The 13,278-nt window shown below is 38.1% G+C and carries 11 protein-coding genes; 9 read left to right on the plus strand and 2 right to left on the minus strand.

Annotated features, from left to right (window positions below; genetic code table 11):
• Window positions 1-123: 123 nt before the first annotated feature.
• Window positions 124-579: a helix-turn-helix domain-containing protein gene (locus CS937_RS13735; protein ID WP_099159048.1), complete on the plus strand. Its 456-nt coding sequence runs from the start codon at window positions 124-126 to the stop codon at window positions 577-579.
• 144 nt (window positions 580-723) lie between these two features.
• On the opposite strand, the gene betA is transcribed toward CS937_RS13735, so the two are convergent.
• Together betA and betB are read right to left on the minus strand one after the other, a co-directional pair.
• A complete protein-coding gene (betA, locus tag CS937_RS13740; protein ID WP_099159049.1) occupies window positions 724-2,406 on the minus strand; it encodes a choline dehydrogenase in 1,683 nt (560 codons plus the stop codon).
• A gap of 354 nt (window positions 2,407-2,760) precedes the next feature.
• Window positions 2,761-4,218 carry a betaine-aldehyde dehydrogenase gene (betB, locus tag CS937_RS13745; protein ID WP_099160067.1) on the minus strand — a complete coding sequence of 486 codons (1,458 nt, stop codon included), beginning with the start codon at window positions 4,216-4,218 and terminating at the stop codon, window positions 2,761-2,763.
• 380 nt (window positions 4,219-4,598) lie between these two features.
• On the opposite strand from betB, the gene CS937_RS13750 reads away from it, so the two are divergent.
• The 8 genes from CS937_RS13750 (at window position 4,599) to CS937_RS13785 (ending at window position 13,251) form a co-directional block, all read left to right on the plus strand.
• Window positions 4,599-5,498 carry a glycine betaine ABC transporter substrate-binding protein gene (locus CS937_RS13750; protein ID WP_099159050.1) on the plus strand — a complete coding sequence of 300 codons (900 nt, stop codon included), beginning with the start codon at window positions 4,599-4,601 and terminating at the stop codon, window positions 5,496-5,498.
• Window positions 5,499-5,695: 197 nt separating this feature from the next.
• The gene (gene cudC / locus CS937_RS13755) at window positions 5,696-6,274 is read left to right on the plus strand and encodes a choline uptake/conversion transcriptional regulator CudC (RefSeq protein ID WP_099159051.1); all 579 of its coding nucleotides are present in this window, start codon (window positions 5,696-5,698) and stop codon (window positions 6,272-6,274) included.
• 592 nt (window positions 6,275-6,866) lie between these two features.
• Window positions 6,867-7,448, plus strand: coding sequence for a DUF1062 domain-containing protein (locus CS937_RS13760; RefSeq protein WP_099159052.1), 582 nt, complete (start codon window positions 6,867-6,869; stop codon window positions 7,446-7,448).
• A gap of 481 nt (window positions 7,449-7,929) precedes the next feature.
• A complete protein-coding gene (locus tag CS937_RS13765) occupies window positions 7,930-9,216 on the plus strand; it encodes an ABC transporter substrate-binding protein (protein WP_099159053.1) in 1,287 nt (428 codons plus the stop codon).
• A 212-nt stretch (window positions 9,217-9,428) separates the two neighbouring features.
• Window positions 9,429-10,358, plus strand: coding sequence for a carbohydrate ABC transporter permease (locus CS937_RS13770; protein WP_099159054.1), 930 nt, complete (start codon window positions 9,429-9,431; stop codon window positions 10,356-10,358).
• Window positions 10,355-11,182: a carbohydrate ABC transporter permease gene (locus tag CS937_RS13775; RefSeq protein ID WP_099159055.1), complete on the plus strand. Its 828-nt coding sequence runs from the start codon at window positions 10,355-10,357 to the stop codon at window positions 11,180-11,182. The genes CS937_RS13770 and CS937_RS13775 overlap by 4 nt, the downstream gene beginning before the upstream one ends.
• Window positions 11,183-11,206: 24 nt before the next feature.
• Window positions 11,207-12,229, plus strand: a complete 1,023-nt coding sequence (locus CS937_RS13780; protein ID WP_099159056.1) for a LacI family DNA-binding transcriptional regulator — start codon at window positions 11,207-11,209, stop codon at window positions 12,227-12,229.
• Between the two features lie 101 nt (window positions 12,230-12,330).
• Window positions 12,331-13,251 (plus strand): ROK family protein, encoded by a 921-nt coding sequence (locus tag CS937_RS13785; RefSeq protein ID WP_099159057.1) that lies wholly within the window; start codon window positions 12,331-12,333, stop codon window positions 13,249-13,251.
• The last annotated feature ends 27 nt before the right edge of the window (window positions 13,252-13,278 follow it).

Here is a 13,278-nt window from a genome sequence, read left to right on the forward strand (position 1 = left end):
GTCAACAAAATTAAGGGAACTTTAAGTGGCAACTAGAGGTTGCACCTTGATGCACCTACAACTAGCTTTACTTCATTACTCACTTATTTAATACTGAAATTGTAAGGAAGGGCGATGAGAAATATGATTTTTGGTGAACGTTTAAAGATAGAAAGAGAAAAAAGGGGCTGGTCACAAACAGACCTTGCTGAAAAGATTCATGTTAGTCGTCAGTCTGTTTCCAAATGGGAGACAGGCAAAAATTACCCAAGTATTGAAGTGATCATCGATTTAAGTGATTTATTCAGTATTACAATTGATGAGCTATTAAGGAGTGATGAAGAATTGAAAGAAAAAGTAATTCAGGACAGCAAGCAATTGGCACATCCAAAATGGAAAGTCTTTTTCGACAGTGTATTCTTGTTAGGTGTCTTTTTATTAGTGTTAAAAATAGTCATTATAGCTTTAAATTACTTTGCGAGTACAAATATTCTTATACTGGAAGGGATACCAAAAGCGATAGCCAATTTCTTACCCCTGGCTTTAATGGTGATTGGTGGTGTTGGCAGCGATCAATTGAAAAAGAGACATGTTGATTAAAGAAATAAATCTTTTTTGCAAAAGCTAATTGCTTTTAAATAGGCCCAACGAAACTTCAAAAGTCGTTGGGCCTTTTACATGTACTATTCACACGTGGGTCGAACTAGGAAGCACAGGAACCGTCCCCTTGCTTCGGCCCTCGTTTCACTTAACTGTCCCCGCATCTGCCGGGTGAACGCCATGACGGTAATAATCTTTATATTCGGGCTTCAATGGTCTTTGTCCATGGATAATATCGGCTGCTTTTTCCGCCAGCATCAACACTGGTGCATGGATATTTCCATTGGTTGTATGCGGCATAGCAGATGCATCCACTACCCGTACGTTGTCCAGGCCATGAACCTTCATAGTTTCTGGGTCTACGACTGCCATTGGGTCGGAGGCTGGTCCCATTTTCGCCGTGCAAGATGGATGAAGTGCTGTTTCCCCGTCTTTCTTTACCCACTCAAGGATTTCCTCTTCTGTTTGAACAGAAGGTCCAGGTGAGATTTCACCCGTACTGTAAGGCGCTAACGCTGGCTGAGAAAGGATTTCCCGTGCAACGCGTATTGCTTCCGTCCACTCACGTCGATCCTCTTCGGTAGATAAATAGTTACATACAATACTTGGATGCTCGAAAGGGTCACGTGAGCGGATTTTTAGTCTACCTCTGGAGTTGGAATACATCGGCCCAACGTGTACCTGGAATCCATGCTTCGTATCTGCTTTTTGCCCATCATATCGAACCGCAAGCGGTAGGAAATGGAACATCAGATTTGGATAATCAACTTCATCATTCGAACGGACGAATCCGCCACCTTCAAAATGGTTTGATGCTGCCGGCCCCGTGCGTCCAAGCAGCCATTGCAAGCCAATCCAAGGCATTTTTGCTTTATTTAAGCTAGGTTGCATAGAAACTGGCTGCGGACATGCGTGCTGAATATATACTTCGAGATGATCCTCAAGGTTTTCACCTACACCTGGCAAGTCAACGACCGGATCAATGCCAAGTGAGCGCAAATGGTCTGCGTCACCTACACCGGACAATTGTAATAATTGTGGCGTATTGAATGCACCGCCAGAAAGAATTACTTCGCCCGCGTTAACATGATAGGTTTTTCCATTCCTTTGATAGGTTACACCCTGCGCTCTAGTACCATCAAAATTGATACTGGTAACAAAAGCACGCGTCTCCACAGTAAGGTTTTTGCGTCGCATTGCTGGACGTAAATATGCTCGTGAAGCAGAAACCCGTCTTCCGTTATGCACTTGGCTGTCAAATGGGCCAAAGCCTTCTTGTCGAAAACCGTTTACATCGGGAGTTCTGGCGTAACCAGCCTCAACAGCTGCATCGAAAAAGGCCTGAAATAAAGGATTCGTTGCAGGGCCGCGCTTTAATTTAACTGGACCATGGTGACCGCGGTACTCATCAGATGGATCTGATCCAAAGGTTGTTTCCAGTCGTTTAAAGTACGGAAGACAATGGGCATAATCCCAATTCTCCATGCCAGGTTCAGATCCCCACCGATCATAGTCCATTGGGTTTCCCCGTTGGTATATCATGCCATTGATGGAACTTGATCCTCCAAGCACTTTCCCCCGAGCATGCGCGACACGACGTCCATCCATATAGGGCTCAGGATCTGTAGAATAAATCCAGTCATAGAAGCGGTTGCCTGAAGGGAACATCAAGGCTGCCGGCATTTGAATAAATAAATCCCAAAAGTAATCATTGCGCCCTGCTTCCAGAACAAGCACACTGCTATTTTCATCTATACTTAGACGGTTTCCGAGTACCGAACCTGCACTACCCCCGCCTACAATTACATAATCGTATGTTTGATTCATCTGAAATACCTCCTTAAGATTGTTAAATGGAATACAGTATTAAAAGGAAGTTGATCAAAAACGTCATTCGTCGTTGACATGATTGGCAGAAATTTTTGTGCTCAATGAATCTGGCAATCTGACAAACGATTTCACCTTTTTTGTCTGTATTAGATGTGTTTAGTTTGTTAAAAATATTTTTAACGTATAAAATAATATTAACACAATATGTTTAAACTTGTAAATCTTGAGCTAGTATTCTAGTTTTTAGAACTAGTAAAAGGCACATGTTGGAACATACTCAATATAGCTCTAAACCGTCCCATTAAAGAAGGCTTAGAGCTATTGATGATAAGGTATAGATTTAAATCAGATTTACTTAAACCAATGAACAGGTTTAGGTTGTTTGTTACGGTAAATATGCTTAACTTCGGTATATTCCTCCATGCCTTCCGGACCAAGTTCACGGCCAATGCCTGATTGCTTATAACCGCCCCATGGTGCTTGTGCAAAATAAGGATGGAAGTCATTGATCCAAACGGTACCCATTCGCAAGCGCGCCGCGATAAATTCTGCTTTATTCAAATCTTGTGTCCAGACGGCTCCAGCCAAACCATAAATCGTATCATTCGCTAATTTGACAGCTTCCTCTTTAGTCTGAAAGGTTTCCACTGTCAATACCGGACCGAATACTTCTTCCTGGACGATGCGCATATCATTTGTACAGTTTGTAAATATGGTAGGTAAATAGAAAAAACCATTTTGCAATTCAGGATCGTCAGGACGCTTTCCGCCAACAGCTAGTTTGGCTCCTTCTTTTTTGCCTATTTCCACATAGTTTTCAACTTTCGCACGGTGTTCTGCAGATATCATTGGGCCGCTTTGTGTGTTTTCATCAAAACCATTGCCTAATTTGATTTGTTTCGTTCGTTCAATGAGCGATTCAACAAATTCGTCATGGATGCTTTCTTCAACTAAAAGCCTAGATCCTGCAGAGCAAACTTGTCCTGCGTGGAAAAATACAGCATTTAATGCCTGATCAACCGCTGTTTCAAAGTCAGCATCAGCAAAAACGATATTCGGATTCTTTCCACCGAGCTCAAGTGCAATTTTTTTCACATTATGACTGGCAGCCTGCATAATTGTTTTTCCGGTTTCAATGCCACCGGTGAATGATATTAAATCAACGTCATCATTAGCAGAAAGTTCTGCACCAGCAGATGCCCCGGAACCAAGCACTAAGTTGGCTACTCCCTTTGGTATGCCAACCTCTTCTATTAGTTCAAAGACTTTAACGGTTGTTAATGGTGTGATCTCACTCGGCTTCATAATAATGGTGTTACCTGCTGCCAAAGCCGGTGCAATTTTCCATGCGGCTTGTAATAACGGATAATTCCATGGTGTGATTTGACCACAGACACCAACGGGTTCGCGAACAACTTTGCTTTCACTGTTTGGTATTGGCGAGGCAATGACTTCACCGCCATCTTTATCTGCTAAACCACCGAAGTAAAAGAATACGTTTGCGATGTCGGCCATATCAGCACGGCTTTCTTCGACTGTTTTACCTGTATCCAAGGTCTCCAATTCAGCCAGTTCCTGCAAGTCCCGACGGATCAAGGTACCTATTCTGTAAACAAGCTCACCTCGTTCGCTGGCAGGTAATGTACTCCAACTGCCTTTATCAAATGCCACCCTTGCTGCATGAATCGCTGCTTGAGTATCTTCTTTATTTCCTTCTGCAGCAGTTGCAATGACTTCTTGATTATAAGGGTTAATGATATCTCGTGTTTCTCCAGATTTGGCGTTTACCCACTCACCATTTATATACATTCGTTGTAAGTTCAAATCATCACTCCTTTTATATATCGATTGTTAAATTTGTTAAATAAAAATTAAATATTATTAATAAAACTATCGTAACAGTACTATTATTTAATTGTCAAACGTTGAAATAAAACGAAATTCCTCTATCCCTCGTAAGACAACAACGAAACAAGTTGAACGAAATATTTGGATTTGACAAAACAAAATCTTTCGATAACCTATATACATAGAGTAAATATATTTAAAAAATATTAAACACATTTATTTTATTTAATAAAGGGGGCGAAATTAGTAATTCAACGTTATCTACTTGCACTCTTGGCATAAGTGTATGTTTCGTAATAGATGTTTGCCAGAATATAAATCAGAAAGGTGTTTGACAATCAATGAGTTTTCGCAGAATGACTCAATTTATTTTATTTATTTTAATACTTTTTGTACTAGCAGCTTGCGGTTCAACTAGTGGAAGTGACGGTTCGGATGGTACAACTAGTGAATCGAATGAGGGCAAAGGGAAAATCACGATTGGGCAAATTAATTGGCCAGAAAATATTGCAGTTACAAATTTGTGGAAGGCTATTTTAGAAGATGAAGGTTATGACGTGGAATTAAAACTTCTTGAAATGGGTCCTCAGATGGCCGCTTTAGCTTCAGGAGATTTAGATGTGGCACCGGAAATTTGGTTGCCAGTGCAAGATAAAAGTTACTATGAAAAGTATAAAGATGAAGCAAATTTTTTCGAAAACCCATGGTATGAAAATGGGAAAGTTGGATTGGCCGTTCCAACGTATATGGAAGATGTAAATAGCATGGAAGATTTAAATGAAAGCAAAGATAAATTCAATGGCGAAATTATAGGTTTTGAGTCTGGGGCAGGAACAATGCTAGTAACACAAGATGTAATTAAGGAATATGACCTTGACTATGAATTGATAGGGAGCAGTACGGCAGCAATGATTTCCTCTATTAAGAAGGCGGTTGAGCAAAAAGAACCTATCGTTGCACCACTTTGGAAACCACATTATATATTTTCTGAAGTGGACTTAAAATTCTTGGAGGATCCGAAAAAAACCTTTGGTGAGGTGGAAAAAATTTATATGGCAACCCGTGAAGGATTTGACTCAGACCATGGAAAAGTTAGTAACTGGTTGAAAAACTTTAAATTAAGCGACAAGCAACTTGGTGAATTAATGATTAATATCAAAGAGAATAAAGACAATCCTATTAAAGGCGCAGAAAAATGGGTGAAAGAAAATCAGAATGTAATTGAAAAATGGATGAAGTAAACGTAAGTGAAAGAGACGATACTCGGATAAGAGAGTCGTCTCTTTTCCATGAAAAATGCTAATTATTTTAGTAGCAAGCTATTGCTGAATTAAGTTGCATCATAGTAATTTTAATTATAAAATAAAAGAAACATTTAATTTATTATAAATCAATTTAACAGCAAGCTCTTATCTTCCGTAAAAAAAGAGGTGCCACAATGGAAGGAAATCGCAATAATTTTAATAATGAAAAGGCCAAAGAGAAAATCGATCAAGCTGAAAGTATGATGATTAATACGATTTCAGAAACGATGGACCTTTATGGAGTTACCCCTTCAGTGGGGCGTCTATACGCAACAATGTATTTTAAACATCAGCCTATTACCTTGGATGAAATGAAAGAAGCACTCGGTATGAGTAAACCAAGCATGAGTACATCTGTTAGAAAGCTTCAGGAAATCAATATCGTTCAAAAGGTTTGGCAGAAAGGCTCGAGAAAAGATTCATTCATGGCTGAAAAGAATTTCTTCAATTATTTCTCTCAATTTTTTGGTGCGAAATGGGAACGTGAAGTGAGTATGTTTTTGGTTAGTATTAAGAAGGCTCAAGAACAACTCCATGAGGTGATTGAAAATAGTGAAACAGATGAAACATTACGAGAAAGAGCCATGTTGCATTATCAACAACTTGATGATGCCTTGATATATTATCATTGGCTTGATAAGTTAACCAAACTTACTAAATCTGGTGAAATCTATGATTATATACCGGTGGAAGATGTAGATGAAAGAGATTAGTTATCATAAAGCTGTCGATTAGGCCGCAGTATTTAGCTGGTAGGTATGTAAAATAGGAGGTCATGTACTTCTAGGTATAAAAGTGTTATATTCAACGTTGAATCTTGAAGAATATTTCCACTGTGATGATCACCATAATTGAAAGGGTCAGTCCCTCACTGTGCTAAAGTGTTAGTGCTGTGGGGGGACTGACCTTTTTATTGGTTTATTCTTTTAAGATAGGACACTTTTTTAACGTAAAAATTATAAATGTGCAACAAAATGATTGGGAATATTCCTATTAATCTGAGGCGATTATTGACATCGAATACAATTATTGTATAATTCTAAATAGGAGAAGTACGGAAGGTGGAATCGGGTTTGCCAACATACTTGTAATGGTTAAGTAATTAAATTGTACATTTCTTTTTTTGAACATGATTGTTCATTAACGGGAGAAGTGTGTCTATTTTTAGCCATTACAGGGAACGCGGGATAATCTGTTGTATTAATTCCAAGCGGGATACCTGTATGGTATTCCGCTTTTTTTGATGGAAATTATTCTCCCTTCAGCTATTTTTGCGTTCCTCTGGATAAATTGGAGGAGCGAGTTATGAGTTTAAATGTTGTTACGTATGAGATTGTTGCTCAGGAGACACCTAACGTAATACGGAATTGCAGGAATTGTAAGCGAAGCACGGAATACTTTTGCAGTGATAAATTTAGGGTAAATGCAAATCAGAAAATGGTTGATATTTGGCTCATATATAAGTGTATTCATTGTGAAGCCACATGGAATTGCCCTATTTTATCAAGGGTAAATGTAAATCGAATTGATCCAATACTGCATCAAAAGTATATGACTAATGATAAAGAGACAATTTGGTATCACGCCTTTCAAATCAACAAATTACGAAAACTATGTGATGCGGTAAAGAAAGACATCAATTATGAGGTAAGAAAGGAAAAGTCCGATTCAGTTTCGAATGAAGTGACAATTAAAATTTGCTGTAAATATGATTTTGGTCTTAGAATAGATAAACTGCTGGCAGAAATATTGGATATTTCAAGATCGAAAGTAAGCAAAATGGAAAAGGAAGAAGCGTTTTTGCTATATCCAACTGTTTCTATGAAAGATAAAGTTATAGATGATTTACAAATAACAGTCAAAGGTAATCAAAGGATACTTGGTTAGAGTAATTTGAATAAAATAAGGCATTGGACATAACTCCAATGCCTATTTTTTCTTTTTAAATAACTACGGTGAACTGTGTCAAAATAGTGGTACAAGGTTAGCGGACATACGATAACAATATTCTTATTGTAATTCCTCCTATTGTTGTTGATACTTCTTTGTTTTTTTCCTTATTATAAGTATTATAAAGTTTCTCCGGGGTTTTAAACAGACTCAAGGGAAACCGATTTCTTTAATTTGTGTGACTTTTGCAAATTTATATTGATTTTTATAAATTTTAACAATATAATAAGAGAAAGAAAGCGTTTTCTTTAATGGGATAGTGCTTTTTATTTACCAATTTACGAAACCGCTTTCCTTAATGTGTTAATTTTAACCTGACAAATTACATAAACCAAGGAGGTGTATAAAAGTAATACTTATAGACCATCGAGGATTTATCCAGTCAATTATTTTAAATTAAAAACGGGGGTAATTTTCAATGAAGAAAAGCAAATTGGTATTCTTATTCGGTGTTCTGTTTGCACTGGCCTTTTCCCTTACTGCCTGTAGTGGAGATGATGAGGCAAGTGGAAGTGAAGATGGAGATGTTACGTTAGACTTTTGGGTGTTCGGGGCTACGAACTATGAGGATTTAGCTAAAGAATACGAAAAAGATCATCCTGGAGTGAAAATTAAAGTGAAAACGTCAGAAACAGATGATCACCACAATAGCTTATTTACATCTTTATCAGCTGGAAGTGGAGCGCCTGATCTTGCCATGTTAGAAATTGATCAATTAGATAGATTCAAAGAAGCACAAGATAGATTTGTAAACTTATATGACATGGGTGCTGAGGAAGTTCAAGATCAATACTTAGATTGGAAATGGCAAATAGGTGAAAACAGTGATGGTGATTTCTTATTTGGATTGCCAACAGACATTGGACCAAAGGCAATGTTTTACCGTATAGATTTGTTTGAAGAAGCTGGTCTTCCAACTGAACCAGATGAGGTAGAAGCTTTAATTCAAACAAAAGAGGACTTCATTGAAGCCGGAAAACAAATAAAAGAGAAAACCGGCAAACCATTATTAGATAGTATGGAGATGGCATACCGTGCGGTCATCGATGGGGCAGAAGAAAGTTTCTTTGATAAGGAAGGTAACCTATTGATTGAAAACGAAGGAAATGCTGTTAGACAGGCATACGATTTAGCAGTTGAATTAAACGAACTTGGTCTTGTTGGTGAATATACCATGTGGACGCCAGAGTGGGGTAATGCTGTAAACAATGGTGATTTTGCAGTTGAGTTAGGTGCAGCATGGTTAAAAGGATGGATGTTAGACAATGCTCCTGATGCATCAGGTAAGTTTCGCGTTGCAACATTACCAAAAGAATTTGCTGGTAACTGGGGCGGTTCTTATATAGCTATTCCAAAAGAAACGAAGCACTCGGAAGAAGCGTATGAATTTGCGAAATGGTTAGTATCTCCTGATAGTCAATTAAAATCATTCACGAGTGAAGCAGGGCTATTCCCATCATCACCAGACGTATATGAAATGGAAGAATTCAAGAATACAAAAGATGAATTCTTCGGTGGTCAAAGTACAGCACAGTATTTTGCGAATGCAGCAGAGGACATCAGCTTTATTTATAAAGGGCCTAAATACAAAGCAGCTAATGATGAAATCCTAAATGCATTGAGTAATGTGCAACAGCAGGATGGAGATCCTGATGAAGAGTGGAATGCTGCAGTTGAACGGATTAAAGCGCTTATTAGCAGATAGTCTGTTTACGTTTGAAAGTAGTATATACATTGATGTGGCGGTCTCTCCTGCCACATCAATGTCTTTTAGCAGAATGGTCTGGCACTATCTGCAAATTTGTTGTACGTATTCTTGGCGTATAAACTCTAATATCCTGCATAAGCGCAGGCGAATGTATTCGCCACGAAGGCCAGGAGAATGCCGAGTTTTCTAATAGAAAGGAAGAGGAGACAATGGCCTTTTCACGCAAAAGGAAATATCGTTCAGAAGCAACAAAAGACAAAATAAGTGCGTATTTATATATTTCGCCTTTCTTTATTATCTTTGCCATTATTGGACTTTATCCAGCTGTATTTAGTTTATATCTCGCATTTCAAAAATGGAATGGTTTAGGTGACATGTCTTTTGTTGGGCTTGATAATTTCACCGTTGTGTTACAGGATCCAATTTTTTGGAAGTCTCTGTACAATACAATTGTAATGGGGTTTATGGGTACGGCACCTCAGATTATTGTTGGGATTATTTTGGCGTTTATTTTAAACCAGGCCTATCTTAAGTTTAAAAATACATTTAGGGCCATGGTGTTTTTACCATATATTACATCTATGGTAGCTGTCGCACTTGTGTTTGGCGTGTTTTTTAGTAATAATGACACTGCTTTGGCTAATTATATCTTAAATTTGTTTGGGATGGATTCGGTTGCGTGGAGAACAAGTGAATGGGGTGCGAAAATTGCCATTTCCATTATGGTATTTTGGCGCTGGATTGGATACAATACGATCATTTATTTAGCAGGTTTACAAAGCATTCCGAAAGACTTATATGAAGCTGCACGAATTGATGGTGCAAGTACACTTCAGCAATTACGTTATATAACGATTCCACTCTTAAAACCGTTCATTGTGTTAACTGTATTTTTTTCTACAGTGGGTGCACTGCAATTGTTTACAGAACCAACCGTATTCTTAGGTTCTAGTGCGTTTAGCAGAACAGAAGCGATGACGGTGGTTATGTATTTATACCGTGATGCGTTTAGTTTGCAATCCTTTGGAACGGGCTCAGCTACAGCGGTTATTTTATTATTCATTATTGTTGTTGCTTCTGCCATCAACACCTATTTAACATCGGGGATTCGTACGAAAGGAAAGGGGATGAAGTCATGATAAAGAAAATTAAACTAGGTCGATTTTTCGTATATCTGTTTTTAATTGTTGCGGCTTTCCTTTCCGTATTTCCGTTTTACTGGATGTTTGTGATGGCTACAAGACCAAGTGCGGCATATAATTCGATTCCTCCAACGTTAACACCTGGGGATCAATTGGTGGGAAACTTTCAAAAGGTATTGGAAAAAATACCGTTTTTCGGTGCAATGTTTAATACATTGATTATGTGCTTAGTCGTTACATTAGTTGTTTTATTGATTAGTTCATTGGCGGGTTTTGCATTTGCAAAATTTAAATTTCCAGGGAAGAATATATTGTTTGTTTCGATTTTATTAACGATGATCATTCCACCTCAGCTTGGATTGATTCCACAATATTATTTAGTGGCAAAGTTTGGGCTATTAGATACCTTATTTGGTGCTATGGTTATCTTTTTCCTAAACCCTCTAGGAATTTTCTTAATGAGACAGTATATTTCACAGTCTGTTACAGATGAATTAATTGAAGCTGCTAAATTGGATGGTTGCTCGAATTTCCGTATTTTTCGAAGTATTGTTCTCCCAATTATACTGCCCGCATTTGCAACGTTAGGAATTATTGTTTTTACGGCAACATGGGGAGAATTTTTATGGCAATTTACTGTTCTTCGAGACCCAGATATGTATACAATACAGGTAGCCCTCTCTTCAATGAACACAACAAGTAATGTTGACTTTGGAATGATTATGTCTGGTGTATTTTGGGCAACGATTCCACTAGTCATTGTGTTCTTGATGTTTAATAAATTGTTTATCTCTAGTATTACAGAGGGTTCAGTTAAATAGATAACGCAGACATGAGGGAATGTTATGAAACTTACCATTAAAGATATTGCAAAATTGGCTAATGTTTCTCCTGGAACCGTTTCAAAAGTAATTAACCAAACGGGAAATATCAGCCAGCAGACAATTGAAAAAGTAAATGAAATCATTGAAAAAACGGGCTATCAACCTACTTTTTCGGCAAAATCACTAGCAACAAAGAAGTCTAATTTGATTGGATTAATTTATGCCGGAAATATTAATGCCGAAATGAATCACCCATTCTTTAATGATGTGGTTAATTCATTTAAAAATGCGGTCGGAAATCTTGGTTATGATATTCTGGTTTTTTCCAACAACAAATTCAGCCGGGATAAGCAGGATTATTTGGCTCGATGTAATCATTATCAGCTGAATGGCTGTTTGATTATTGCTGGGGATCGCATTGAGGAGGCTACTCTTGAACTGGATAAAAGTCATATTCCATGTGTTGGGATTGACATTGCGTTAAGTGGCCCGAACTCAAGTTATGTGACAACCGATAATAATAAGGTTTCGGAACAGGTTGTGACCCATCTTTATTTGAATTCGATTAAGGATGTTGCTTTTATCGGTGGTCCTGAATACTCCGTTGTATCAAATATTCGTAAAGATAGCTTTATTCGTCAAATGAACCTTTTTGGCATGAATACAAAAGACGAGTGGATCCAATATGGTGATTACTTTGAAGAAAGCGGGTATAAAGCTATGAATAATATATTGGAGAGCTCGTCCATTCCGCAGGCTGTTTTTGCAGTTTCCGATATGATGGCATTAGGTGCATTAAGGGCTCTTAAGGAAAATGGTGTTCGTGTTCCGGTAGATATCAAAGTTATTGGCTGCGATGACATTGAGGCATGTCGCTATAGTGATCCAACACTAGCAACGGTCAAGCAGGATAAGGATAAAATGGGTAAATTGGCGGCTTATATGCTTCATGATTTAATTAACGGAGAAGCTGATCCTAATTCAGTAAAGGTCGATCCTGAATTAGTCATTCGTGATTCCTGTTTAATTGATAATGAGCTGTAAACGGTTACGAATAAAAAGCTAGTAATTCAATTTAATAGATTTTTTGTGTAGAAAGTATGACGACAAACATGGAATAACATATTGCATAAGAGGTGTGAAACATGAAACAATATTTGGCTATTGATATAGGCGGCACATTTATCAAGTATGGAATAGTTGATGAACAGGCATCTATAGTGGAGATGGATAAGACAAAAACACCAAAAACCTTGGATGGATTACTAGAATTGCTGGAAGATCTATTTCAAAAACATCATGACGTAACAGGTGTGGCAATCAGTTGCCCGGGGGCTGTTTCCGAATCTGGAGTCATTTATGGCACCAGTGCACTTCCATATCTTCATGGGCCAAATATCAAACAATTGGTAAAGGATCGATTGGGCGTACCAATCTATATGGAAAATGACGCCAACTGTGCAGGCTATGCCGAGGTGTGGAAAGGAAAGGCGCACGGAAAACAGGACGTTCTCGTTATGGTCATCGGAACAGGTATTGGCGGTGCAGTCATCAAGAATGGGCTGGTTCATAAAGGCGCTAATCTTCATGGAGGCGAGTTTGGGTACATGGTGTTACCTTATGATTCCGAAATTGGTTACGATACATGGAGTGGTACTGCTGCAACCGGTGCATTGATTAAAAAGGTAGCTCGTCTGAAAAATATGAACAAGGACGAATTGACAGGTGAAGCTATTTTTGAGATGGCAAGTGCTGGCGATGAGGTTTGCAGCAAGGCTATCGATCAATTTTATCAGTTATTGGCTTTAGGCATTTATAACTTACAATATATCTATGATCCGGAAGTTATTTTAATAGGTGGCGGTATAAGTGTAAGGGATGATCTAATTGATAACATAAACGAAAAAATGGATGGTATTTTAAATTATTTAGAAGCATCAAAAATCAGACCGAACATCGACACCTGTGAATTCCGCCAGCATTCTAATTTACTAGGAGCTGTATACGGGTTTATCCGTGAAAAGGAAGGAGACTCGTTTTTCAATTCGGATTTATCGCGCGTATGACAGACAGTAGACTTTTTTCTCTGTCCT

The sequence above is a fragment of the Virgibacillus ndiopensis genome (genome assembly GCF_900187325.1).
Classification (GTDB): domain Bacteria; phylum Bacillota; class Bacilli; order Bacillales; family Amphibacillaceae; genus Virgibacillus_E; species Virgibacillus_E ndiopensis.

What these genes read in the sequence shown, in the direction of transcription:
- CS937_RS13735 (WP_099159048.1), top strand. Translation starts at nt 124, where the DNA reads ATGATTTTTGGTGAACGTTTAAAGATAGAAAGAGAAAAAAGGGGCTGG.
- betA (WP_099159049.1), bottom strand. Translation starts at nt 2,406, where the DNA reads ATGAATCAAACATACGATTATGTAATTGTAGGCGGGGGTAGTGCAGGT.
- betB (WP_099160067.1), bottom strand. Translation starts at nt 4,218, where the DNA reads ATGTATATAAATGGTGAGTGGGTAAACGCCAAATCTGGAGAAACACGA.
- CS937_RS13750 (WP_099159050.1), top strand. Translation starts at nt 4,599, where the DNA reads ATGAGTTTTCGCAGAATGACTCAATTTATTTTATTTATTTTAATACTT.
- cudC (WP_099159051.1), top strand. Translation starts at nt 5,696, where the DNA reads ATGGAAGGAAATCGCAATAATTTTAATAATGAAAAGGCCAAAGAGAAA.
- CS937_RS13760 (WP_099159052.1), top strand. Translation starts at nt 6,867, where the DNA reads ATGAGTTTAAATGTTGTTACGTATGAGATTGTTGCTCAGGAGACACCT.
- CS937_RS13765 (WP_099159053.1), top strand. Translation starts at nt 7,930, where the DNA reads ATGAAGAAAAGCAAATTGGTATTCTTATTCGGTGTTCTGTTTGCACTG.
- CS937_RS13770 (WP_099159054.1), top strand. Translation starts at nt 9,429, where the DNA reads ATGGCCTTTTCACGCAAAAGGAAATATCGTTCAGAAGCAACAAAAGAC.
- CS937_RS13775 (WP_099159055.1), top strand. Translation starts at nt 10,355, where the DNA reads ATGATAAAGAAAATTAAACTAGGTCGATTTTTCGTATATCTGTTTTTA.
- CS937_RS13780 (WP_099159056.1), top strand. Translation starts at nt 11,207, where the DNA reads ATGAAACTTACCATTAAAGATATTGCAAAATTGGCTAATGTTTCTCCT.
- CS937_RS13785 (WP_099159057.1), top strand. Translation starts at nt 12,331, where the DNA reads ATGAAACAATATTTGGCTATTGATATAGGCGGCACATTTATCAAGTAT.